At 38.0% G+C, this 24,834-nt stretch carries 17 protein-coding genes, 1 tRNA gene and 2 pseudogenes; 6 read left to right on the top strand and 14 right to left on the bottom strand.

Annotated features, from left to right (window positions below; genetic code table 11):
* Positions 1-104: 104 nt before the first annotated feature.
* On the bottom strand, positions 105-1,694 hold the full coding sequence (locus EAE92_RS04560) for a serine hydrolase domain-containing protein (RefSeq protein WP_214067205.1): 1,590 nt from the start codon (positions 1,692-1,694) through the stop codon (positions 105-107).
* A 305-nt stretch (positions 1,695-1,999) separates the two neighbouring features.
* Positions 2,000-3,592 carry a serine hydrolase domain-containing protein gene (locus tag EAE92_RS04555; protein ID WP_214067204.1) on the bottom strand — a complete coding sequence of 531 codons (1,593 nt, stop codon included), beginning with the start codon at positions 3,590-3,592 and terminating at the stop codon, positions 2,000-2,002.
* A gap of 155 nt (positions 3,593-3,747) precedes the next feature.
* On the opposite strand from EAE92_RS04555, the pseudogene EAE92_RS04550 reads away from it, so the two are divergent.
* Positions 3,748-4,595: pseudogene (locus EAE92_RS04550) on the top strand (IS630 family transposase).
* Between the two features lie 157 nt (positions 4,596-4,752).
* Here the strand turns inward: EAE92_RS04550 and EAE92_RS04545 are convergent.
* From EAE92_RS04545 to EAE92_RS04525, 5 genes are all read right to left on the bottom strand, one after another.
* Positions 4,753-6,345 carry a serine hydrolase domain-containing protein gene (locus EAE92_RS04545; RefSeq protein WP_214067203.1) on the bottom strand — a complete coding sequence of 531 codons (1,593 nt, stop codon included), beginning with the start codon at positions 6,343-6,345 and terminating at the stop codon, positions 4,753-4,755.
* A gap of 440 nt (positions 6,346-6,785) precedes the next feature.
* Positions 6,786-7,886 (bottom strand): amidinotransferase, encoded by a 1,101-nt coding sequence (locus EAE92_RS04540; RefSeq protein ID WP_036778981.1) that lies wholly within the window; start codon positions 7,884-7,886, stop codon positions 6,786-6,788.
* 682 nt (positions 7,887-8,568) lie between these two features.
* Positions 8,569-8,829 carry a hypothetical protein gene (locus EAE92_RS04535; RefSeq protein ID WP_214067202.1) on the bottom strand — a complete coding sequence of 87 codons (261 nt, stop codon included), beginning with the start codon at positions 8,827-8,829 and terminating at the stop codon, positions 8,569-8,571.
* Between the two features lie 812 nt (positions 8,830-9,641).
* A complete protein-coding gene (locus EAE92_RS04530; protein ID WP_036812683.1) occupies positions 9,642-9,944 on the bottom strand; it encodes a hypothetical protein in 303 nt (100 codons plus the stop codon).
* 794 nt (positions 9,945-10,738) lie between these two features.
* On the bottom strand, positions 10,739-11,692 hold the full coding sequence (locus tag EAE92_RS04525; protein WP_214067201.1) for an alpha/beta hydrolase family protein: 954 nt from the start codon (positions 11,690-11,692) through the stop codon (positions 10,739-10,741).
* A 153-nt stretch (positions 11,693-11,845) separates the two neighbouring features.
* Between EAE92_RS04525 and EAE92_RS04520 the strand changes: the two genes are divergently transcribed.
* Positions 11,846-12,745 carry a DNA-3-methyladenine glycosylase family protein gene (locus tag EAE92_RS04520; protein WP_214067200.1) on the top strand — a complete coding sequence of 300 codons (900 nt, stop codon included), beginning with the start codon at positions 11,846-11,848 and terminating at the stop codon, positions 12,743-12,745.
* A 263-nt stretch (positions 12,746-13,008) separates the two neighbouring features.
* Here EAE92_RS04520 and EAE92_RS04515 read toward each other — a convergent pair whose 3' ends face one another.
* From EAE92_RS04515 to EAE92_RS04505, 3 genes and pseudogenes are all read right to left on the bottom strand, one after another.
* Positions 13,009-13,434, bottom strand: a complete 426-nt coding sequence (locus EAE92_RS04515; RefSeq protein WP_040149968.1) for a hypothetical protein — start codon at positions 13,432-13,434, stop codon at positions 13,009-13,011.
* The gene (locus EAE92_RS04510) at positions 13,431-15,290 is read right to left on the bottom strand and encodes a DEAD/DEAH box helicase (RefSeq protein ID WP_040149967.1); all 1,860 of its coding nucleotides are present in this window, start codon (positions 15,288-15,290) and stop codon (positions 13,431-13,433) included. The genes EAE92_RS04515 and EAE92_RS04510 overlap by 4 nt, the downstream gene beginning before the upstream one ends.
* Positions 15,291-15,574: 284 nt before the next feature.
* Positions 15,575-15,874, bottom strand: a pseudogene (locus EAE92_RS04505) (virulence RhuM family protein); the annotation flags it as partial.
* Between the two features lie 551 nt (positions 15,875-16,425).
* On the opposite strand from EAE92_RS04505, the gene EAE92_RS04500 reads away from it, so the two are divergent.
* The gene (locus EAE92_RS04500; protein WP_214067199.1) at positions 16,426-16,770 is read left to right on the top strand and encodes a hypothetical protein; all 345 of its coding nucleotides are present in this window, start codon (positions 16,426-16,428) and stop codon (positions 16,768-16,770) included.
* A 352-nt stretch (positions 16,771-17,122) separates the two neighbouring features.
* Here EAE92_RS04500 and EAE92_RS04495 read toward each other — a convergent pair.
* Positions 17,123-17,217: transfer RNA gene (locus tag EAE92_RS04495), tRNA-Sec, on the bottom strand.
* A 236-nt stretch (positions 17,218-17,453) separates the two neighbouring features.
* Between EAE92_RS04495 and prlC the strand changes: the two genes are divergently transcribed.
* Together prlC and rsmJ are read left to right on the top strand one after the other, a co-directional pair.
* Entirely contained in the window at positions 17,454-19,496 is a 2,043-nt protein-coding gene (gene prlC / locus EAE92_RS04490; RefSeq protein WP_214067198.1) for an oligopeptidase A, read from the top strand.
* Between the two features lie 6 nt (positions 19,497-19,502).
* Positions 19,503-20,246 carry a 16S rRNA (guanine(1516)-N(2))-methyltransferase RsmJ gene (gene rsmJ, locus EAE92_RS04485; protein WP_214067197.1) on the top strand — a complete coding sequence of 248 codons (744 nt, stop codon included), beginning with the start codon at positions 19,503-19,505 and terminating at the stop codon, positions 20,244-20,246.
* A 51-nt stretch (positions 20,247-20,297) separates the two neighbouring features.
* On the opposite strand, the gene gdhA is transcribed toward rsmJ, so the two are convergent.
* Positions 20,298-21,641 carry an NADP-specific glutamate dehydrogenase gene (gdhA, locus tag EAE92_RS04480; protein WP_214067196.1) on the bottom strand — a complete coding sequence of 448 codons (1,344 nt, stop codon included), beginning with the start codon at positions 21,639-21,641 and terminating at the stop codon, positions 20,298-20,300.
* A gap of 261 nt (positions 21,642-21,902) precedes the next feature.
* A complete protein-coding gene (gene uspA, locus EAE92_RS04475) occupies positions 21,903-22,334 on the bottom strand; it encodes a universal stress protein UspA (RefSeq protein WP_036779007.1) in 432 nt (143 codons plus the stop codon).
* A 460-nt stretch (positions 22,335-22,794) separates the two neighbouring features.
* Between uspA and uspB the strand changes: the two genes are divergently transcribed.
* A complete protein-coding gene (gene uspB / locus EAE92_RS04470) occupies positions 22,795-23,130 on the top strand; it encodes a universal stress protein UspB (RefSeq protein WP_036812627.1) in 336 nt (111 codons plus the stop codon).
* 54 nt (positions 23,131-23,184) lie between these two features.
* Here the strand turns inward: uspB and pitA are convergent, their stop codons facing one another.
* The gene (gene pitA / locus EAE92_RS04465; protein ID WP_214067195.1) at positions 23,185-24,675 is read right to left on the bottom strand and encodes an inorganic phosphate transporter PitA; all 1,491 of its coding nucleotides are present in this window, start codon (positions 24,673-24,675) and stop codon (positions 23,185-23,187) included.
* Positions 24,676-24,834: the final 159 nt, after the last annotated feature.

Below are 24,834 nucleotides of genomic sequence, written 5' to 3'. Positions count from 1 at the left end.
TGGAACAAAATACATCTAATAGAAAATATCTTTAGGTCCAAACAGCATTAATTTCAATCTGTTATAACAATGCCATTCTTCATTCTAATTTATCACTTTATAAATTAAACTGCGACGAATTCTACCTTCCAACAACGTGAATTACTGATATAGAGATGAGGTTTATTGATATCAGGATCTAATTCAAAATCAATAATCAGTTCACCACTGGAGGCAAAATAGCTATTCCCGTAAACCCGACGTAATACCTCTTTCTTCCCAGGATAAACGACACCATCAATATAAACCCTGTCACCAGAGGCAGAAATAGTCATTGTTGCTTCTGTTTCATGGTTGTAATAATTTCCAGACAATCTCTGAATATCGACACCACCTTCATCGATCATCTTTTTCAAATAAAAAACATTGCCATTTTCATCAATCTGTTCCAGTGCGATAACACTGTCATTTTCAATAATGGGTCTGAATCTAATCTGACTTCCTTTCTCTTGGAATGTACCGTCAGAATTAAAATTAATCTGATTACCCTTTTTAAATAAATTACCCAAAAGATAAACATCTTCTTTGGTAATAATATAAGGATAAGGTTCTATCCCTCGGAAAATACCGGTGATATCGATATCACTGGTTAAACAATATGGCTCTTCTGGCTCAATATTGTTAAGCAAAATACCAATATTCTGATCCACCCATTCAACAGTATCAACACCTGTCGCAGCAGTCATCGCAATACCAAATTTAGCATCCGGTAAAACGCAAACATTAGATTCGAAGCCAGCATAAGAACCACCGTGTTCTATTATCCTTTGCCCCCCTCGTTGGCTGATAAGCAAACCGTAAGCATAATTATTACGATTGCCATTGGTTAAATCTGGCGTACGGGATAATTGAGGCAACAAATCACGAACAATAGATGGTGAATAAAATGCTCTAATCCAACGACACAAATCATTCACAGTGGAGTGAACCCCACCGCCACCCACCACAGAATTGTTGATATCATCTCTTACCCACTTATGTAAATCCTGGTTATAGGTGTAACCCATCGCCCGGTCAAAGATAATTTCAGTTGCGTCATCATTGAAAAAAGTATCTTTCATCTTTAATGGGACAAAAATATTTTCTTCTGCATATTCTTTTAACGATTTACCTGAAACCACGCTGACTATTTCTGCCAGCAAATTATAGCCTGTATTGCTATAGAGGTAATATTCTCCAGGTGTAAAGTTAAGCGCTTTTTGCCGTTGGACTAACTTTCTTGCTGAATCAATATGGCGGTAGTCAAAACCTGAGTTTTTACCTGCCAGACTATAAAGTAAAAATATATCCCGTAATCCACTGGTATGGTGAATAAGATGCTCAATGGTAATATCAGAGAAATGAGCGGGTAAATAATCCAAATATTGCCCAACTTTATCTTTGACACTGAGCTTCCCTGCTTTCTCCAGCAAAGCAATACAAAAAGCCGTGAATTGTTTTGAAGTACTCGCCAAATAGAATTTAGTTGTAGGCTTGACAGCAACAGCATGTTCAATGCTAGCTTGTCCAATATAACGCTGGTAAATAGTTTTATTTCCGTGGGTAACAATAACGGCGAAAGCCCCACCCTTTTTCTTATTCTCAACATTAACTAATTCGTCTATTTTCTTGAGAAATAACTTAATTTTATCTGTAGATATAGTAGATTCCATCATGAACTTCCTTATTTAAGGTTACAGAACAGAATAATATACGACCTGACAGCAATACATATGCGGGCAGTACTGTAAGACGTAAACAAGAAACATCCAAGTGATGATGATTGTCATTTAATGTGTAAGTGGCAATATAAAGTAATTATAGGTGCTGATGTTCACAAAAAACAGGCAGAACATAAATATAACCGTTCTGCCTAGAATGAAGTGTATCTAATAGAAAATATCTCCAAGTTCTCACAATAGCATCAATCCTATCTTGCTAGCTAAATACTATTCTAAATCTGTATTTACTAACGTGTCCATTAAACTGCAATGAATTCCAAATTCAAGCAACGCGAATTACTAACATAGAGTCGACATTTATTTTCATCAGGATAAAACTTAAAATCAATAATAAGATTAGTTCCTGTGGACAAATAGCTATTCCCATAAATATGCCGCAAAACCTCTTCTTTCATAGGATGGACAATCCCATCAATATAAATATCTTTACCAGACGATATAACATCAATTATCGCCTCTGTTTCGTAACTATAATAGCGCCCTGACAATAGCTTAATATCGATGCTTCCTTCATCGTTCATTTTTTTAAAATAAAAAATATTACCATTTTCATCAATCTGTTTCAGTGCGATAACATGGTCATTTTCAATGATAGGCATGAACCGAGTTTTACCTCCTTGTTCTTGGAATGTACCATCAGAGTTAAAAGTAATCGGGTTACCTTTCTCAAATACATTACCTAAGAAATAAACATCTTCTTTGGTAATAATATAAGGATAAGACTCTATCCCTCGGAAAATACCGGTGATATCAATATCACTGGTTAGGTAATGCGGCTTTTCTGGTTCAACATCGGAGTTAAGCAATATATTAATATACCGATCCACCCATTTAGCAACATCAACACCTGTTGCAGTGGTAATCACAATACCTAATTTAGAATCCGGTAAAATACAAATACTCGCTCTGAAGCCAGCATAGGTACCACCGTGTTGTATTACCGTTTGCCCCGCACGTCGATTGATAATCAAACCATAAGCATAATTATTACGATTACCATTGATTAAATCTGGTGTACGGAATAATTGAGGCAACAGATCCTGAACAATCGATGGTGAATAAAATGCTCTCATCCAACGACACAAATCATTCACGGTGGAGTGAACCCCTGCACTACCCACCACGGAATTGTTGATATCGCTTCTTATCCACCGTTGTGAATCCTTATTATAAATGTAACCCATCGCCCTGTCAGAGATAATCTCGGTTACATCATCGCAGATAAAGGTATTTTTCATCTTTAATGGGGCGAAAACATTTTCTTCTACATATTTTTTCAACGACTGGCCTGAAACCACGCTGACGATTTCCCCCAGCAAATAATAGCCGGTGTTGCTATAAAGATAATATTCCCCAGACGGGACGTTAAGTGCCTGTTGTCTTTGGATTAGCTTTCTCTCTAAGTCAGCATGGCAGTAGTCAAAATCTGAGTTTTTACCTGCCAGACCATAAAGTAAAAATATATCCCGTAACCCGCTGGTGTGGTGAATAAGATGTTCAATAGTAATATCAGAGAAACGCGCGGGTAAATAATCCAAATATTGTCTGACTTTATCCTTGACGTTAATCTTTCCTTCTTTCTCCAGCAAAGCTATACAAAAAGCCGTGAATTGTTTTGAAACACTCGCTAAATAGAATTTAGTTTTAGGTTTTACAACCACAGCATGTTCAATACTAGCTTTTCCGATATGACGCTGATAAATGATTTTATTGCCGTGGATAACCGCAACGGCGAGAGCGCCCCCCTTTTTTTTATTCTCAATATTAACTAATTCGTCTATTTTCTTGATAAAGAGTTTAATATTATCTGCGGATATTGTCAGTTTCATCATCAATCTCCTAATAAATAAACTTTCAAAATAGTAGATCGTTGGAAGGGAACTCAGTCCGATTTTTGCGATCTGATCAATTGCGAAAAATCCCAAACCCTAACACGGACTGAGTGATGTCTATCATAGTACCCACACCTTAAAATGAATGCCAGAAAATGAGAAAACTTATCCATAAAACCCGTGATAAAAATTATTCCCGTCGATTGACGGCATTATTGATGAGCAATGAGGAGATTTATGGTGATTTATGTCTAAAAAAACATAACATTCAGCATGTTATTCCATAAATCGTTGGGTTGAGTGGTTTACATTATATGGATTCGAAGGACTCAACCTCTCTCTGACATAAAATGTCCTCTATCGTTACTTTGCTCAGGTGGGGATTGTCTGGCGCAAAGCGGCGCCCACGGTAAAACAACCCGATCCTGAATATGATGAGAAAATGGCAAAGCTCGCAGAAGCCAAAGCGAATATTTCAGAAAAACATCCCGTTTTCTATGAAGATGAGGTGGATATTGATTCAAACCCGAAAATCGGCGCGGACGGGTGTTTCAAAGGATAACAAAAACGGGTTATCACCCCGGGAAAAAATGACAAACATTACCTTACGGGTTGCCTCAATGCCCAGACAGAGCAAGTCACCAATGTTAAAGGAATAAAAGAGAACTCTGATTTATTTATCAAAATGTTAGATAAACTGAATCAGCAATATCCCCATGCGGAAACCCTCACATTAATCTTAGATAACTACGGTATTCATAAAAGTCAGCAGGTAAAGGAGTGGCTGGCACGACATCTCAAATTTACCCTGTTGTTTTTACCGGTCTATTCACCGTGGCTAAATAAAATAGAACGGTTATGGCAATCGCTCCATGAGACAATAACGCGAAGTCATTGTTGTCAGTTTATGTGGCAGTCGCTTAATTATGTTGATACCTTTTTGGCATCGTTTTCATCACAGCAAAAATCAGGAAGACAAAAAATGAGTGTAGCGCTATTATGAAATCTTATTTATTTATAAAAAATAGACAGAACATAAATATAATAGTTCTGTCTGGAACAAAGCACATCTAATAGAAAGTATCTTTAGGCCCTCAATAACATTAATTCTATTCTGCTAATGAAATGCTGTTCTAAATTTATATTTACTAATCTAACAATTAAACTGCAACGAATTCTACATTCAAACAACGCGCATTACCGACATAGAGACGAGGTTTATTAGTATCAGAATCAAATTTAAAATCAACAACAAATTCAGCACTGGGTGAGAAGTAACTATTCCCATAAATATGTCGCAAAGCCTCTTTTTTTACAGGATGGATAATCCCATCAATATAAATGTCATCACCAGACGATATAATATTAATTATCGCCTCTGTTTCATGGCTATAATAGCGACCTGACAATAGTTTAATATCGACGCTACTTTCATTGTTCATCTTCTTCAAATAAAAAATGTTACCAACTTCATCAATATGTTCCAGTGCGATAACACTGCCATTTTCAACGACGGGCCTGAACTGGATTCTACTTCCTTGTTCTTGGAATGTACCGTCAGAGTTAAAAATAATCGGGTTGCCTTTTGTAAATAAATTACCTAATAAATAAACATCTTCTTTGGTAATAATGTATGGATAAGGCTCTATCCCTCGGAAAATGCCGGTGATATCAATATCACTGGTTAGGCAATGTGGTTCTTCTGGTTCAACATCGATATTAAGCAATATATCAAGATACTGATCCGTCCAGTTACCAACATTAACATCACTTGCAGCAGTCATCGCGATACCTAATTTAGCATCCGGTAAAATACAAATATTAGCTCTGAAGCCAGCATAGGTCCCACTGTGTTGTATTATCGTTTGCCCCGCACGTTGGTCGATAATCAAACCGTAACCATAATTGTTACGATTGCCATTAGTTAAATCTGGTGTACGGGATAATTGAGGCAGTAGCTCCTGAACAATCGATGGCGAATAAAACGCTTTAGCCCAACGACATAAATCATTCACGGTGGAGTGAACCGCTGCACTACCCATTACAGAATTGTTGATATCGCTTCTTATCCACTGTTGCGAATTCTCATTATAAGTGTAACCCATCGCCCGATTAGAGATAATCTCGGTTATATCATCACAGATAATGGTATCTTTCATCTCTAATGGGGCGAAAACATTTTCTTTTGCGTATTCTTTTAATGACTTACCTGAAACTACGTTAACGATTTCCCCCAGCAAATAATAGCCCGTGTTGCTATAAATATTATATTCCCCAATGGGAGCGTTAAGTGTCTGTTGTCGTTGGATCAGTTTTTTCACTAAATCAGCATTGCAGTAGTCAAAACTTGAGTTTTTACCTGCCAGACTATAAAGTAAAAATACATCCCGTAATCCGCTGGTGTGATGAATAAGATGCTCAATGGTAATATCAGAGAAATGCGCAGGTAAATAATCCAAATATTGTCTGACTTTATCCTTGACGTTGAGCTTTCCTTCTTTCTCCAGCAAAGCTATGCAAAAAGCTGTGAATTGCTTTGAAGCACTCGCTAAATAGAACTTAGTATTAGGCTGTATAGCTACAGCATGTTCAATGCTAGCTTGCCCGATATGACGCTGATAAATTATCTTATCATCGTGTATAATAGCGACTGCGAGAGCCCCACCTTTTTTTTCATTTTGAATATTAACCAGATCATCTATTTTATTGATAAACAATTGAACATGATCTGTAGATATCATCGATTCCATCATTAATTTCCTTATATAAAGTTATAAAACAAGACATATATATGCAATCTGATAGCAATATATATATGGGCAGTACTGTAAGACGGAAATAACCAACATCCAAGCAATAATGCTTATCATTTAATATCAAAGAGAAACAGAAAGTGACTGCGGTCATTCATCGGAATAGGTGAATTCATGCCAGCAGTGATTCACTACCAGAAATTATTTCAGAACTCATACTGAAATCCAGAATTAAACAGCTTGTTACTATTCATAATCATAGAAATGAGGGAGAGGAGGAAAGAGAAATACAAGCAAAACGCATGCGCACACTGTGATTAATCTTAACTGTGCGCATGCGGGTATTCATCTCTAACATTTACATCCGTCGTATATAAATGTAGAGGCATATTTAGCTATGGTCAAATATTTCCGCATTCTCCCGATAGCCATCATTATTCTTAGTCAAGATAAGACTGTAAAGTTCCGCGCCGTCTTACATCCACGGTTGCACAATGGAAAGAACCGCCGAAGGTATTAAAATTCCTGAAATTACATGGAATAGGTGTAAAGCCCCAGCGTTTCATGGCAGCAATCATTGGCTCATCCTGCTTTTCAACAATCACTCGCTGCTCATCCAACATCAGAATATTCATGTTGATCCATTTACTGGTGGTATACAGAGGGTGATCATCAGGAATAACTGGGTCAGGCGCATGTAATACGTCCCAGTTCCTAAACAGTTCAGGAATTTTTAACACCTTTTTGGGGTTAATCAACAGTTTTCCTGGCGCCATAGGAACAAAGGTAGCATCAATGTGCATAGGGCTATCATCGTTAAATTCAAAAACATGAATACGATATTCATCACCTATATGACGACGAAGCCATTCAATACCAAATTCATTTGTGACATGGCTCTTTTGAGCAATGATGTCTCGCCCACACCGAATAAAATCCGCAGCGTCAAAAGTCGGTTCAAATTCAGTTATCGCAAGGGGAACACGCTCCTCGCTATTAGGCTGATGCCATTCGAAATTATATTGTTCCTCGATCAGCTGTGGTTTTGGCCCGGCGCTCCATTTTGCACCTTTCTTAAAGTAATCTTTAAGTAAAGTCTTATATGCCGCCGTCTCAAAATAACGGGAACGCCATGCTAGCGGGCATTCAATAATATCATTTCCAATAACTAACAGCACATCGCGAGGCATTGCACAATAAAACCCTGTACTACTCCAGCCTGGCGCGCCAAATACCTGAGATTGGTCTTGCGGATCTGGACGACGTACTGTCACACCTTCACCTTCAAGAATATGGACAAATTCTTCTAACTCTCTAGATGCTGCATCAATTTGTTCTTGCGGAAATGCCCGACCTGCATACCGATAAAAATTAGTAATTTGATTCGGTGGCAATATCGGCTCTATCGCCATATGCCAGCCGGGAAATCTGGCGCCATCAACTACACCGACAATAACCTCCTCAAGTGGGTCCCATTCATTAAAAGAACAAACTGGGGAAGTATTCTTACTATTACAATCTGTTACATTTGAATCAAGCATGTCGTCTCCTGATATTTTAATATTATGTCGCTTTAAAACTATAACAATTGTATTAATCGCGACCCTATTTCCATCAATATAAACCTCTTAGAAAAAATTCAATTTCAATATATCATCATACATAATATTGTGAATTTACATATCTTCTCGCTTAAAAAATCCAACAACAAATCATAATATTGGCTATTTAAAACAGTAAAAAACTGTTAAAAAATTTATTTTTCCGTTATAAAACGTTCAACCAAGGTAATAATATAAAAAACAACTTTATAGTTTCACTGTAATTTTATAACTCTAAAATAAGAATATAAATTTGTCTGCGAGCAATAATATATGGACATTTAAATTTGTAAAGGAATTAAATTTAAGGATTGTAAAATAGAGTTAATGTGATTGTTTGCTATATAATTATTACCGTTAAAACATTACCTAAAATAAACCACATTTATTTATAAGATATAGACTCTTTAATTTCAAAATAATTTATTTAAATAGTAACAGGAAGAACGTAAATATTTACGTTCTTCCTAATTTTAGGTGCATTTGGTAGAAATACATATTTATGGTTCAAATAAAATCAACCTCATTCTACCATAAATGACATCTCTTTTAATTCCATTTTCAACAAATTTATTTTACAAAATAACTTATAGAAAAACACCTAAAATAAATTAATAAAATATTACAACCCATCAAAAATCGTCGCACTCGAAATAATATTTTGACCATTGACTATATTAATCTCAACACTCACACCCTTACTACAGAAATAAGCATTTAAAAGAAGATTATAAATATCTGCATACTTCGTATTTCCAGCCTGCAAAACACAATCTCCGTTTGAGATAGTAAAAGTAGCTTCTGTAGGTTTAAGATCAATTTTAGTTATCTTACCGATATTAGTACCTAGACTAACATTAGATTTGGAAATGTTATGATTCATATCAAACCCCAAAATATAATTAATTTATAAATAAACTTATATTATCCCAAGATACAAAACCATAAGATATTTACCTGAGAAATATAAGATAGTGAGCACTTCTACTACAAAATCAGTATGCATTAATAGGTCATCTACGCATCAGATATAGTAGTTAGCATTTTAATACTACATTAATACTTTATCTAACACATATAACTATAGATGCCATTCATACGTTGTCAAATAAAGGTGATAGCTTAATTTAAAAATACGTCTACCTTATCACAAAAAACAGAAATGTAGATCTTCCATATGAGAACCTTGATATATCATTAACTTTTTCCACATCTAACAGTCACATATATAAATGATGATGATATGGATATTTATTCCCCTCCTTAAAAAGGTAAAATTATTGGTACAATCACAGAATTAAAAAATAAATCATAGAAATTATAATCGATGTATTGATAGTATAACTATATGCCGCTCTTCAGGTAATATCACTCATAGCTCTCCACGTTTAGATTAAACTAATAGCATGTAAAATAGAGATAGTTTAGTTTCCATCTATATCATTATTACCACAGACAAATAAACTGCGTTTATTTGTCTGATATTATTATTTTAATTCCATAACAATTCATTAAAATAGAAAAAGGCAGAGCGATAATATTACCATTCTGCCTTTGACTAAGTACATCTAGTAGAAAATATCTTTTTGAATTTAATAAAACCAGCTCTATATGATTATATCTTTCAAACAAAATTCAATTATTCTACCGAATATATTATTCCATGCACTCATTTAGAAATTTAACAAATAATTCTTAAATTTCAACACCTACTATATATTTTATATTAGTAAGTTTACTTTTTGCGACCTTCACTTTTACATCTAATTTTTCATGAAGAACACGTAAAAGAGAAAGATAGAGCAGCACAATCTTCTCTTTATCTTTATCATCAACTAGTAATAGATGAAAATCATCAACTACGCCTAAAATATTCAGACTAACAATAACTGAGCTGGGTGACAGAATATCAATATTGACTTTCTCTACTTTACCCACTCTAAGCTCATCATCGACAATCAGCTCTTCATTTAACAAAATATCTTTCTTAATTATCATAACATAAACTCCAAATTTTAATCTAACCAATTGATAAATAACTTATATCACTCAAGAATATGTACAATAAGCCATTCATCTTGCCTATATGAAATTGTAACCATTTTCACTAGAAAATAAGGTGTTTATCAGGAATTTATCCAGCATTTAGATAACATATACAGCATTTTTGATGCCATATTGACGCTTTATCTAATACATATAACTATAGATGCCATTAATGTATTGTCAATAAAATAAAAAAATAAATTTAATTAATTTAAAATCAATATTTTATTACCCAGTAAAAAATAGAAAAGATATTACATCCTGTAATGAACAGGATATTTCAGTAATTTTTCCAATCTAATATAATGACAGCGATAAATGATAATGGGAAATAAACAGCTACTTCCCTTCTATACTACAAAAGGTAAAACCGAGAAAATTACCCAAGAAACGAAGAATAATTCATAACGTTTTAGTACTATATTTTTTGGAAATAACAAGCGGTATATTAATCAAGTGATGATTTATAGTAAACATTATAATTTCACCCCATCTTTCCATTATAATAACAAGAATATAAAATAAATCTCAGGAAATTATATTATTATTAAATTTATTATAAACCATTAATCACCAATTCTTTATTTACATATATTTTTATTGCCAAATGAGATATGAAATTAACAACAGTTACTATGCGAAAATAATCCTAGAAAAAACGTGGTGTCAATTTTGACTATACCACGTTTTATTTCCAAATTTAATATCACTTCCCAATATATAAAAACCAACGAATTAATACCATTTTAGATAACAGACTTTTCTCCATAATCCCTAGATAACCAATTCTTTATATCTTCAACAATAGGAGTAATCTGCAAAACACCTTCACTATTCCTGAATCCATGATTTAAACCTGGGTATTGATAAAAGGTAATATTATCTTTCTTTAATTGTTCTTTCATTTTTATCGCTGAACTAGAGCTGACTGAATTATCATTTAGCGTTTGAATAATCAAGATAGGACTCTTAGTCTGATTTAGCACTTTATATTGATCAATACCAAGAGAAACCCTCCACCAATTAGCACCGTGATTACTCATTTCTATATGATTCATATTATTCCCGGTAGCTATTTCTTGCTGAAAATCCCTAAACCCTTTAATTGCCTCATTGAGATATTCTGGTGACGCCTCACTCCTTATACTATGAATAACATCATCAGCGAAATGCCGACCTCCACCATTCAGTGACACAGTTCTATCAATATAATTGACTTGTGACGTAATTAAATTGGCAACCACTGCCCCTTCACTGCCACCCAAGACAATGATCTTCTTATATTTATTCTGATGTTTTAGATAACCAATGATCTGAATATAATCCTTAACTCGCTGTTCTGGTGTATCCGAACTCATATAAGCCTTAGGACAATCTGCACGCTCAACAGCATCAGACCAAGGGAGTGATGCATTAATGCCATATTTTTCCACAGTCAGAACATCACTATCGGGATAAATATCACTAAACGTGTCATTCACAAACTTATTATTGGCGATACTATTACAATCAGAACCCTGTATCAGCACTAATAGATTATTACCTCCTTTTTGCTTAAGATAGTAAGTTATTTCACTACCATCATGACGGAAAAATTGTTTATGCGTATTTTTATTTGAATAAGCGAAACCTATACAACATGAAAAAAGTAGAACAGATGTCATAATTTTCTGTCGTAAATTAAAACGATATGCTTTCATTAATCTCTCCTTTAACTGACATATACAAAGACCACAAATTTACGATATTGTTCCTGTCAGAAAAACTTTTAAAATTTGAAAACAAGGTTCAAAGTTTTTTATCCAGCATGCTAACTATGATCACTAAAATATCCATACCTTGGGAGAGAAGAAATGCAAACCACTTTATCCACCAAAATCGCATTACCCGATAATTATCATACCCACGATTTTTTCGCTTTTCATCAAAGAGATAAACAAAATATCGCTGAAATTGTGGAACAGAATAAAGTTCGAAAAGGGATTATGTGGGATGACAAACCTGCGGAATTAACCATAGCTATTAATGCAAAAACCGCACATATACAACTTAAAGTTGATGGTGATACAACAAGCCCTGATGAGCGCTTATCTGCCTTAGCATCGCATATGCTAGGACTTCTACAGCCGGTTCATCTATTTGAATGTTTATATAAAGGACACCCGATTATCGGTTCACTTATTGCCAGACAATCAGGTTTAAGGATTTATCAATCGGCCACACCGTTTGAAGCATTAAGTTGGGCGGTTATCGGCCAACAGATCAGTGTCAGTGCTGCTATCTCTATTCGCAGGAGATTTATTCAGGCAATAGGAGTTCAGCATTCCTCCGGGCTATGGTGCTTTCCAGCCGCCAGACAAATACTCAACCATCCAGAAGATGAATTACGCGAATGCGGATTTTCTGTCAGTAAAGCCAAAGCATTGCTCCGCTTAAGCCAATTAATTGAATCTGGTGAATTGGCATTAGCAATCTCTGATGATGAGCAAGATATTCAGCAACTAACAGATAATTTACTCGCTATAAAAGGCATTGGTATGTGGACAATTAACTATTCCCTGTTACGGGGATTCAACTACTTAAATGGTTCATTACATGGCGATGTCGCAGTAAGACGTAATATGCAAAGACTGTTTAATCAAAATGAAAAAGTTTCCGCAGAACAGGCAGAAAAATGGTTGGCAGATTTCGCCCCCTGGAAAGCCCTATTAGCCGCCCATTTATGGCGACAAGAATCAAGTGCAGGGTATTGATGTTATTGTTAATTCTCGTTTATTTTGCTGGTATGGTGTATCGCTGCTATCAAATGATTAACCATGAAAACAATTTTTTCATGAATATAAATTCCATGATAAGACTTAAAAAATTTCCAATAAATCAAATTGTTATGAATATATCCTCATTTCCTCTTCTTTAGATGATTTATTAAAATGAATGAATTTCTAATACCCTAAAATATACACGGACAGTCCTATCGATAAAAAAGGAGGTGTTCCCTCCTTAATCAGTGCACACCTTAGCAAACAAGTTTTAGCTTAGGGTAAACAATACTCTGAAACTCTGCCGGAATTTTTTCTTTAATATCTGATAATATTTTTTTGTCTGCCCCGATAGCTTCTAAAAGCTCATTAATAATAGATTCTAATTTCTCCGTTCTATCCCACTGGACTTTATAAGCTCCCGAATTTATCTTTTGTTCTATTCTCTGTAACTGTTTATTTTCTTTATATATATATTTCATTCTAATAATATTCACCTCGTTATCTACATTTTCTTTATAGGTGATAATCATATGAATATCATTAGATTTCTTAATTGTTTCAATGCTATCGTATTCACTCTCAAAAATAGCAGTTATGAGCTCATCAGGCTGAACACCTTTCACTAAGCAAAAGGCTACCATTCTTTCTATAATCTCGTTTACTTTTAATGAGTCGATCATCGTATCATCCTCTTAACTTCTTCAAGTATTCCCGCTAATGCCTCTATTGATTTTAGCAATGTTTTATTATCCCGATCCTTAACCACCCCATATATCCTGGATAATTTGCTATTAATAAAACGAACGACAATACCATCATTAACATCTGTTGTCTTTAGATTAGAAATATAGCGATTAAAAACATGATAAAGCTCAGAGCCTTTTTCATCAATACCGTTTTCAATCAAAAGATTAGCAACCTCATCCTGTATTCTCGTACTCAAGATTTGTCGCATCATTTTTCTTGCTTGCGCAGGCCGCTTCTCTATCAACTCAGGGTCTATTAATTTAGCAGCTTTACGAATTTCTTTCTCTACGAGAAAATCTTTCAAATTTTCACGCACATCTAATGGTAGATCTACTCCCGATTGAATAATTTTATTTATATTTTCGGATACTGACGCATTTATCTCCGCTCTCTTTCTTTCAAATAATTCATTAAAATCTATATCATCAAGATATGAATCTTTATTACTAATAAAAGCTCCCTCACTATTTACACTAGCTAATGAATTTTCTCTCTCAATATATTCTCTATCACTAAATGTATATTCCCGGATACTTCCTCTTTTAGCTCTATCAACTTCCTTTTGAAATACATTCCACATTGTGTTGAGTCCAATTTCTTCATGAAATATTACCAATCCATTATTATCAATTTCAAAAGCTGTTATTTCATCATCAGGTATTGCACGCAATATTCTACCAATCACTTGTGCAAATGCATTAATACTTCTATATGGCCTAAATATAGCCAGAATACTTAAGTATTTATGATCATAACCTTCCATCAGCATGTTAACTGAAATTACGACATCACATTGATGATTTTCAATGTTTCTAAAAGATCTACGTAATTCATCTAAGGACATTTCACTATGAACAATAATAGAATTTAATCCCTTTTCTTTATACCAATGATATAAATCTTCTGCGTGAGAAATACTACAACCTACAGCTAATATTTTATGGGGAACTTTACTAGATAATTTTTTTAACTCATTTAATTTTAATATGCTATACTCAATAACATCTTTTGAGCATTCCTCCGACAGAGCGATACTTTTCTCTATCCACTCTTTATCTTTAAATGCCAATACCTCTTCCTTTGATAATTTGACCTCCTCATTTTCTTTTATAGAAAAATACAATTCATGTGCATTAACTGTCTCTTTTCTTAACCACTTCACATAATTATTTTTCATAACCTCTGAAAGAGGAGTTTCATGTATTTTTTCTCCAGGAATTTCTTGATTATCACCTCGATATGGTGTTCCTGTAACATGAAGTATCTTAGCCTCGTGGAAATATCCCAAAACTTCACGCCAACTTTTGGCAGGAGCATGGTGAGCCTCATCAATAATAATAAAATCAAAAAAATCCTGTGGAACTCTACTTATTAGACTTGTCTCACGCTTACTTGATACTCGATGTATATTAGAGTAAACAATATGACTAGCAAATAAATGCTCATCACTGATATCTTGAAGATATTCATTCACCACAGGAATATCTTTACTATTAAATATAACATCACAATTCACCCAGAAATTGTCCTCTAACACCTCTTGAGTTTTTCGTATACTATCTTTAGTAACAAGCCCAGGAGTTATAATAAGAACTCTTTTATTTGATACTCCATATGGCGCAATAGAAATTAAACCACTTTTACCTGTACCTGTCGGTAGTACTACTAATGCTTCTTTATTATTTGGTTGATTAAAATATTCTCTAATTTTGATGTATGCCTCAATCTGAGGCGTTCTTAATTTCTTATTTCCCTCTATATTAACTGCTGTATCAAAAAAATAAGACATACATATTCCTCTTACTCTAACAATTATATAATCACTATTAAACCTATATTCATGCAAAATAGTCTATGTAGTATGGACAAAATCTTGACTAATAGCACGAAATTTATAATGTGGCCGCTCAATAAATTAATTTTAATTTTTTATAATTACTTCATTTACGCTATCTATTTCAATGAAAAAGCAATAAATTATTCACAGTATATAATCCTATGAATAATTTATTTATCTAATAAGATGAAGCTGTAATTATAAGGGTATTATATCTTTATATTTCCCCTCTCTAAAACCAAAAAGACCTCTGAGAGGTTGTAATGCAGTATATTACGATTAACTTGTCGATTACCCTCTTGTCGAACTTGTAAGAAAGACTTACAAGTTGAATTTTGTACAAGTTCACCCTCATCATAGATAACCTTAACATGCTGTGTGATCGCCTGAGGCGTCACCTGATAAAGATTGGCTATCTCCGCTTGTGATAACCACAGCGTATCGGATTCAAAACGGCATTCGACATGTGCCTGACCATCGTCACTTCGGAACAAAATAAATTCGCCCTGTGGTGCTTCAGGCAGATTATCACTCATCAATTGCCTCCGCTCTATTGACCGTTATCTCAAGTAGGTGAAAAACCAATGGTACTAATATACCTGGAAGAATAAATGTTAAAATACTCAAACCAATTAGTTGCCTGCTACCGACATCTTCGACAGTTCCGGATTCATGGGATCAAAAATTGCCAGCGGCAATTCAACCTTCCGCCCATTCTGATCTTTTACTGCTTTGACTAACTTAAATTCAGCAATATCAGCACACATAATTTCTTAATGATGAAATGGTCGCTCGGGTTGCCTCAATGCCCAAACAGAGCAAGTCACGACTTGGCAGAAGCTGTTGCCGCATAGGTGCCCCGCACTTTTTTATGCTCGCCAGTGAAATTATTGTTGAAAGTTAAATTCACTCAAATTATATTTAGTGAAGGTTATTAATATTGTTCCATATAGTCATATAGTCATATAGTCATATAGTCATATAGTCATATAGTCATATAGTCATATAGTCATATAGTCATATAGTCATATAGTCATATAGTCATATAGTCATATAGTCATATAGTCATATAGTAAATGGAGCATTTATGAAAAAAACATCCTTATTTTTAACAAGTTCATTATTAGCTATTTCTTTCCTTTCAATCACACCAATAGCCTCAGCAGAAACCACCGCCCTAAAAAATCAATTTAATTTAGAAAATCAAAATTCAACAAATTTAGATTTTGATTTGAAATTATATAGTTCAAATGGAGGACCTGGTGGTAACGGCGGTAATGGAGGAGGTGGAGCAGGATCTCATGGTGGTAATGGCGGCAATGGCGGCAACGGTGGAAGTGGGCCAAATGGTGGCGATGGAGGAAAAGGTGGATCAGGAGGGAAAGGAGGTCCTAATGGTGGTCAAAATGGCAAAAATGGAAGGGATGGCTAGAGTTCCTGACACTGTTTACCATTTTGTGCTGCGACACAAAGCTGTCCCTATAATTTTTTCAGCCAATAGGTCGTAATAAGAGCGAAGAAACCTGCTGCCTCACCAACAGTTCCCAGCCCGACTGTGCATTAAGAGTGATTTTAATGTACAAAACGCCGGGAAAATAGATAAGCATCAAAACGTACAACCGGCACGCCTCCAGAACCCCGGAACAACTACAGGCATTAAAAAGCTTCGGCGTTCGGCTGATTGCAAAAAGTGAAACCAAAATGTCTTAGGAGAGCATAAAATTTATGGTCACTCTCGTTTTTACCATACTAATTTTGATGACTTTTTCTGGGGCGAGTGCGGATGGCGGAAGATCACAGGAGTCGAACCTGCCAGAGACCGCTGGCGGCCCCATCTGGATTTGAAGTCCAGCCGCCCCACCGGGGACGATGATCTTCCATATAAATACAAAGAATTATGAAAAGGAGCTAATCATAACGCATATTATCTGGCTTCTGAATCCGTTTGCTGAAATCATTCTCAATTTCCTAAAAAGCATTAAATTTTGTTGTTCATAAACTCAACATTCGCGTTGAGTTTGTCGAATTTTACCTACATCTTATTAGCCGATACCCATTACGATACAAGGTTGCTCCTCTCAGCAATGTATCCAACACATAAAAAGGACGCTTTATATGACTAATCCGTTACTCGTTCCATCAGGTTTACCAAAATTTTCTTCTATTAAACCAGAACATGTTGTTCCCGCTGTAAAAGAAGTCATTGCCAATTATCGCCAAACTATCGAAAAAATATTGGCCGAGAATACCGTTTTTACCTGGGATAATCTGTGTCAGCCATTGGCCGAAGCAAGTGATAAGCAATCCCGTGCATGGTCACCAGTCAATCATCTGAATTCGGTTAAAAACAGCCCAGAATTACGCGCCGTCTATGAAGAAAGTTTGCCATTACTGTCCGAATTCAGTACCTGGTTAGGTCAACACAAGGGACTATATCAAGCCTATAAGTCATTACGTGAAAGCGCGGAGTTTGAGAAGCTCTCTGTGCCTCAACGCAAAGTTGTCGAAAATGCACTGCGTGATTTTAAACTATCAGGTATTGGTCTGCCTGAAGAGAAGCAGAAACGCTATGGCGAGATCAGTGCTCGTTTGTCAGATTTAAGTTCGCAATTCAACAATAATGTGCTTGATGCCACTATGGGCTGGACCAAATTAATTACTAACGTGAAAGATCTGGCTGGTCTGCCTGAAAGCGCGCTTGCCGCCGCTAAAGCACAAGCAGAAGCCAAAGGACAAAAAGGCTGGCTACTGACTTTAGAAGCACCAAGTTATCAGCCGGTTATCACCTATGCAGATAACCGTGAACTGCGTCGGGAAATTTACCACGCCTACAATACCCGCGCATCCGATCAGGGGCCAAATGCAGGTAAATGGGATAACAGCGAAGTGATCGCCGAAATCCTCGCGCTACGTCACGAACAAGCTCTGTTGCTTGGTTTCAAAAATTATGCAGAACAATCCCTTGCAACCAAGATGGCAAAAACCCCGAAGGAAGTATTGGATTTTCTGAATGATTTGACAAAACGCGCTCATCCACAGGGCGAAGAGGAAGTAGATGAATTAAAAGGTTTTGCTAAATGGCATCATTGCGCCCACAAGCTGGAAGCTTGGGATATGACTTATTATGGCGAAAAACAAAAACAGTACGAGTTCTCTATCAATGATGAGCAATTACGTCCTTATTTCCCTGAACAAAAGGCTGTCGAAGGGTTATTCGAAGTTGTTCGCCGTATCTATGGCATTACGGCTAAAGAGCGCCATGATGTAGAAACCTGGCATCAGGATGTCCGTTTCTTTGATCTGTACGATGACACCAATGAGCTACGTGGTAGCTTCTATATGGATCTGTACGCACGCGAGAATAAACGTGGCGGCGCCTGGATGGATGAGTGTATCAGCAGCATGCGCCGTTCCAACGGCGAACTGCAAAAGCCTGTCGCTTATCTGAACTGCAACTTCAACAAACCTGTTGGCAATAAACCAGCGCTATTCACTCACAATGAAGTCAATACGCTGTTCCACGAGTTTGGTCACTGTCTGCACCTGATGCTGACTAAGATTGAAACTGCCGGCGTCTCCGGTACCAATGGCGTACCGTGGGATGCGGTTGAAATGCCAAGCCAATTCATGGAAAACTGGTGCTGGGAGCCAGAAGCACTGGCATTCATCTCTGGTCACTATGAGACTAAAGAACCTCTGCCGCAATCCATGTTGGATAATCTGTTAGCAGCCAAAAACTATCAGGCTGCCATGAGGATCTTGCGTCAACTTGAGTTTGGTCAGTTCGATTTCCGTCTGCATGTTAACTACGATCCAAAGAAAGGCGCTCAAACCATGAAGACCTTAAAAGAAGTGAAGAAATTGGTCTCCGTAGTGCCTTCACCTGAATGGGGCCGTTTCCCACATTCATTCACCCACATCTTCTCCGGTGGTTATGCCGCTGGCTACTACAGTTATCTGTGGGCTGATGTGTTGGCAGCCGATGCTTACTCTCGTTTCGAGGAAGAAGGCATTTTTAACCGCGAAACCGGGCAATCTTTCCTTGATAACATTTTGTCCCGTGGCGGTTCAGAAGAACCAATGGAGTTGTTCAAACGCTTCCGTGGCCGTGAACCAAAACTGGATGCAATGCTGCGCAAGGCCGGTATTAAAGGGTAATTTAAGGTGGGAATCTGTTTAATCTGTGAACAAGGCGCTGATAACAGCGCCTTATCTCAACTAGCGGAACGCTGGGGGTTAGCGCATGACGAAAGCGCGATTATGGCGTTGGTCCTTACCCCTCAACGTCTTGAACTTCATAAACGGGATGAGCCAAAGCTAGGCGGCATCTATGTCGATTTTGTATCAGGTACAATGGCACATCGCCGTCGCTTTGGCGGCGGACGCGGCGAAGCAGTCGCTAAGGCCATAGGGATCAAAAAAGATTATCTACCAACAGTCGTAGATGCTACCGCCGGCCTGGGGCGCGATGCCTTTGTGCTGGCATCACTGGGTTGTCATGTAAGAATGCTGGAACGCCATCCTGTGGTCGCGGCATTGTTGGATGATGGACTGCAACGAGGTTATCAGGATGAAGAAATTGGCGGCTGGTTGCAAGAGCGCATGACGCTGCTCCATGCCTCCAGCATTACAGCGCTGGCCGATATTACGCCACAGCCCGATGTCGTTTATCTTGATCCTATGTATCCACATAAGCAGAAAAGCGCACTGGTGAAAAAAGAGATGCGAGTGTTCCAGTCTCTGGTTGGCGCTGATGAAGATGCTGATAATTTGCTAGCCCCCGCCCGCGCTTTGGCAAAACGCCGTGTCGTGGTAAAGCGACCTGATTATGCAGAACCCTTGGCTGGAGTCGCTGCATCAGCGGCTATCACCACGAAAAATCACCGTTTTGATATTTATCCTCGTTGAAAAAAATCAGCCGTTATTGCGGCTGATATCTTTTAGTTTAAAGAATGTAGTTTAAAGAATGCCTTGAGCAAGCATGGCGTCGGCAACTTTCACAAATCCGGCAATGTTCGCCCCCTGAACATAATTGATCTGTTTGCCCTCGCCACCATACTCAACACAGGCGTGGTGAATATCCAGCATGATGTGGTGTAAGCGCGCATCCACTTTTTCAGCCTTCCAGCCTAAACGGGCCGCATTTTGTGCCATTTCCAGACCAGATGTCGCCACGCCGCCAGCATTAGCCGCTTTACCGGGTGCGAATAGCACACCTGCTTCAATAAAGGCTTCTGTCGCTGAAATAGTTGCTGGCATATTCGCCCCTTCAGCAACCGCTTTAACGCCATTCTTGATAAGGACCTTAGCCGCGTCCAAGTCCAATTCATTCTGAGTGGCGCATGGCAAAGCGATATCAACCGGCACAGACCAAGGTTGTAACCCTTTCAAGAAAGTCAGCCCCCGCTCTCTGGCGTATTCTTCCACACGGCCGTAGCGTTGGTTTTTTATCTCTTCAAGATGAGCCAGCTTCTCCGGTGTGAACCCATCCTCATCAACTAAGGTACCGCCGGAATCAGAAGCAGTTACCACTTTCGCTCCCAATGCCATGCATTTTTCAATCGTATATTGCGCGACATTACCTGCACCGGAAACCGATACGCGCATACCGTCAAAACCCATGCCATGACGTTTCAACATGGCATTGACGAAATAGACCAGACCATAACCGGTTGCTTCCGGGCGAATCAAACTACCGCCAAAAGAGAGACCTTTGCCAGTAAATACACAAGCCGTGTTGTTCGAAAGCTTTTTCATCATTCCTGACATAAAAGCCACTTCACGGCCACCTACACCAATATCGCCTGCGGGAACATCAGTATCAGGCCCCAAATGGCGGTACAATTCTGTCATTAATGCCTGACAAAAACGCATGACTTCGCCCTGACTTTTTCCTTTAGGATCAAAATCTGAGCCGCCTTTACCACCACCCATTGGTAAAGTTGTCAGTGCATTTTTCAAGGTTTGTTCAAAACCCAAGAATTTCAGAATAGAGAGGTTCACCGATGGATGAAAACGCATGCCGCCTTTGTATGGACCAATGGCGGAGTTGAATTGCACTCGCCATGCCCGGTTTACCTGCACTTTACCCTGATCATCTACCCAGCAAACCCGAAACTGGATAACCCTTTCTGGCTCCACCATACGTTCCAGTAGGCTATGTTCGCGGTATTTCGGGTTTTGTTCAAGAAACGGCCAAAGAGAGGTGAATACTTCCCGAACAGCCTGGAGATATTCTGGTTGATATTCATCCCTGCGTTGAATCGATCCAAGAAATGAAGACAAAGATAGTAAACAGCTCATTTAGTTATTCCTTATTTCTACTTCGGTTGTGATGGACTCTCAGTCATTTTCTAATCATTATTTTTGTTGAAAATGTGAGATAAGTTGTGTTTGCCCTTTGAATATATCACTGTTCTATATTCACTTTTCAAGAAGTTTTTTCGCAGAAAGGTAAAAAAAATTTCTTGATTGCACCAAGCATAAGCCAAACACCCCCTCATTTCACCCAAAAAAACGCCTGCATAAGCAGGCGATTTTATCGAATAACTTTTCAATCTATTGTCATTCATCATCACGCAGAGGAACAATCAGCATATCAACATGAACCGTGTTAATTAACTGACGAGCAGAAGACATCAATTTGCTCCAGAAATCCTGATGATGACCACAAACAACCATATCTATGTCATATTTCTTGATTGCATCAACCAGTACTTGCCCCAGATCACCGCTACCACTCAGGGTCTCCTGAATGTCATAGTCTGAATCTGCGGAGAGCGCTTTCAGCGCACTGCGGGTCTCGTCAGTAATACGTTGCTGCATATCACCGAGATTAACATCAATCAAACCGGTGTAGAGATCGGAATAGTTAACATCAACATGGATCAGGGAAACTTTGGCATTGTCCGGTTTAGCCATAGAAACAGCTTTTCTCACCAAAACCTGACTTTCCGGGGATAAATCAACCGCAACAAGAATATGTTTGTAAGCCATAAGCGAACTCCTTCCATAATGCCGAGTTAGTGAGTTGGCAGGGCAAATTGCCACTATCCTGTGTTTATTACTAATTAGAATGTTCTTCAAGTCCTGTTTCGATCACAGCTCATCGGTTTAGCGACTGGACAAAGAACATCCACCAAACAACATATACCACAATTGCTCTTCCTGCCACTTGATGGATAGCAAAATCCTACTCTGAATTTACGGCCTTTCTTGATACCCAATATATTTACGTGAATAGCTAATCAATCTCTCTGAGGTTTCATGGTTGGATAGAACTGACCAGATGATTGTTTATGACGTTTTTCTACTAGTTTTATCCCAACTTACACAAAACAGGTTTTTTGTACTATCTGGCTATCTTTCCTACAATAAATATAAAGGTGTCGCCACCTGCAATTTTGATTTTTTCTTTTTTGTGACAGCTCTGGCTAACCATTCTAAGGAGGGGATTATGTTCAGTACAATCGCATTGTTTTGGGCGCTGTGTCTTGTCTGCATTATCAATATGATGCGCTACTTCTCTTCACTACGAGCATTGCTGTCCATTCTTCGTCAATCTGACCCCTTGCTTTATCAATCAGTAGACGGTAACGGCTTTTTCACTACTCATGGGCAACTTAATAAGCAAATACGACTAGTGAACTATATCAATTCACAACGTTACCTTGATCATCATGATCCAGAAGTTGTTCTTCGTTGTGAAAGGTTGAGAAGACAATTTATTTTGACCAGCGCACTGAGTGGATTAGTTGTTATTTGCCTGATTTCTATGTTGATTTGGTATTAAATAAAAAGGCGGTATAGTTAACCCATACCGCCCTCAAATTATCCATTAAAACAATTAAATCAGTTTCAAAGCGAACCAGTAAAGCGTACCGGACAGCCCGATTGAAACCGGCAGCGTCAGTATCCAAGCCAGCATGATATTCTGGATGGTTTTACCCTGAACCCCACCGCCATCGACCAACATCGTTCCAGCCACCGCAGAAGAAAGCACCTGCGTAGTAGAGACCGGCATGCCGGTATAACTCGCAACACCAATTGAAACAGCAGCAGTCATCTGAGCTGAAACACCTTGCGCGTAGGTCATACCTTTTTTACCAATCTTCTCACCAATAGTGACTGCAACACGTTTCCAGCCAACCATTGTTCCCAAAGACAGAGCCAGTGCTACCGCAATGATAATCCAGACAGGCGCATACTCAACGGTGTGTAATAAGTCTTTCCGCAATTTATTCAGGAAACGGGCGTCTTCAGCTCGAGTTTCCGGCAGTTTAGCCAGAGACTCCGCCGTATCAGCAATACACATCAACATACGGCGCATATTACTACGCTGTTCAGCATTCAGCTCACTATAGCTCTGAATGCCCTTCAATAGGTTTTCTGTCTGATCAAGAACAGCGACAGCTCGCGTAATATCACAATGGAATCGCCCTTCCGGTTCATCTTCCGCAACAGCGACCAATGGCGTCAGTTCAATCACATGGGATAACTCTGAGCCATGCTGCCGGTAATATTTTTGCAAGTGGGTAATAGCGTCGTAGGTACGGGCGATGTCATAACCATTGGCATTCATGTTTACGACAAATCCTGCTGGCGCTACACCAATTAGCACCAGCATAATCAAACCGATACCTTTCTGACCATCATTCGCCCCATGAGAGAAGCTTACTCCCACCGCAGACAAAATCAGCGCTGTACGTGTCCAGAAAGGGGGCTTACGCTTACCATCCTTCTTTTCACGTTCAGCGGGAGTCAGATGAATACGTTTACGTTTCTTGGTGCTACTCCAGTAACGACGCAGCAGAAACACGACTGCCCCTGCGATGATCAATCCGATTAAAGGAGAGAGGATCAACGACAGGAAAATCTGTATCATCTTCGGCACATTCAACGCATCAACCACAGAAGAACCGGTTACGATGGCATTGGTCAAACCGATACCAATAATGGAACCAATCAGGGTATGGGAACTGGATGCGGGTAAACCGAAATACCAGGTCCCAAGGTTCCAAACAATCGCAGCCAGCAACATGGAAAACACCATAGCAAGGCCATGAGCAGAACTGACATTGAGAAGAAGATCGGTCGGAAGCAAATGCACAATCGCGTAAGCGACACTTAATCCACCAAGAAGAACACCAAAGAAGTTAAATACCCCAGCCATAACGACGGCGAACTGTGCTCGCATAGCACGGGTATAAATAACTGTTGCTACCGCATTCGCGGTATCATGAAAGCCATTAATGGCTTCATAAAACAGCACAAACAGTAGTGCCAGTACTAACATTAGGCTGGTGTGAAAATCCAAGCCAGTAAAAAGATGTAGCATAAACGTTAAGCCAGTTAGTTGGACATGAACGCGGCGCATTATCAGTGACAAATGCTAGCGGGGGAAGTGAAATATGAACTTTTTTTGATTTCATGACAACTAGGTAACAATAAGAAATAGGAATATTCCTTATATATCATTAAATTACATATCTTCTAA

Origin of the sequence: Photorhabdus hainanensis, assembly GCF_018448965.1 — a bacterium.
Classification (GTDB): domain Bacteria; phylum Pseudomonadota; class Gammaproteobacteria; order Enterobacterales; family Enterobacteriaceae; genus Photorhabdus; species Photorhabdus akhurstii.
The sequence above is the reverse complement of the archived record's forward strand: the minus strand, read 5'-3'. Positions and strand labels throughout refer to the sequence as shown.

Bases quoted from the DNA above. Each gene is read 5' to 3' on its own strand.
- EAE92_RS04560 (WP_214067205.1), bottom strand. From the start codon at position 1,694: ATGATGGAATCTACTATATCTACAGATAAAATTAAGTTATTTCTCAAG.
- EAE92_RS04555 (WP_214067204.1), bottom strand. From the start codon at position 3,592: ATGATGAAACTGACAATATCCGCAGATAATATTAAACTCTTTATCAAG.
- EAE92_RS04545 (WP_214067203.1), bottom strand. From the start codon at position 6,345: ATGATGGAATCGATGATATCTACAGATCATGTTCAATTGTTTATCAAT.
- EAE92_RS04540 (WP_036778981.1), bottom strand. From the start codon at position 7,886: ATGCTTGATTCAAATGTAACAGATTGTAATAGTAAGAATACTTCCCCA.
- EAE92_RS04535 (WP_214067202.1), bottom strand. From the start codon at position 8,829: ATGAATCATAACATTTCCAAATCTAATGTTAGTCTAGGTACTAATATC.
- EAE92_RS04530 (WP_036812683.1), bottom strand. From the start codon at position 9,944: ATGATAATTAAGAAAGATATTTTGTTAAATGAAGAGCTGATTGTCGAT.
- EAE92_RS04525 (WP_214067201.1), bottom strand. From the start codon at position 11,692: ATGAAAGCATATCGTTTTAATTTACGACAGAAAATTATGACATCTGTT.
- EAE92_RS04520 (WP_214067200.1), top strand. From the start codon at position 11,846: ATGCAAACCACTTTATCCACCAAAATCGCATTACCCGATAATTATCAT.
- EAE92_RS04515 (WP_040149968.1), bottom strand. From the start codon at position 13,434: ATGATCGACTCATTAAAAGTAAACGAGATTATAGAAAGAATGGTAGCC.
- EAE92_RS04510 (WP_040149967.1), bottom strand. From the start codon at position 15,290: ATGTCTTATTTTTTTGATACAGCAGTTAATATAGAGGGAAATAAGAAA.
- EAE92_RS04500 (WP_214067199.1), top strand. From the start codon at position 16,426: ATGAAAAAAACATCCTTATTTTTAACAAGTTCATTATTAGCTATTTCT.
- prlC (WP_214067198.1), top strand. From the start codon at position 17,454: ATGACTAATCCGTTACTCGTTCCATCAGGTTTACCAAAATTTTCTTCT.
- gdhA (WP_214067196.1), bottom strand. From the start codon at position 21,641: ATGAGCTGTTTACTATCTTTGTCTTCATTTCTTGGATCGATTCAACGC.
- uspA (WP_036779007.1), bottom strand. From the start codon at position 22,334: ATGGCTTACAAACATATTCTTGTTGCGGTTGATTTATCCCCGGAAAGT.
- uspB (WP_036812627.1), top strand. From the start codon at position 22,795: ATGTTCAGTACAATCGCATTGTTTTGGGCGCTGTGTCTTGTCTGCATT.
- pitA (WP_214067195.1), bottom strand. From the start codon at position 24,675: ATGCTACATCTTTTTACTGGCTTGGATTTTCACACCAGCCTAATGTTA.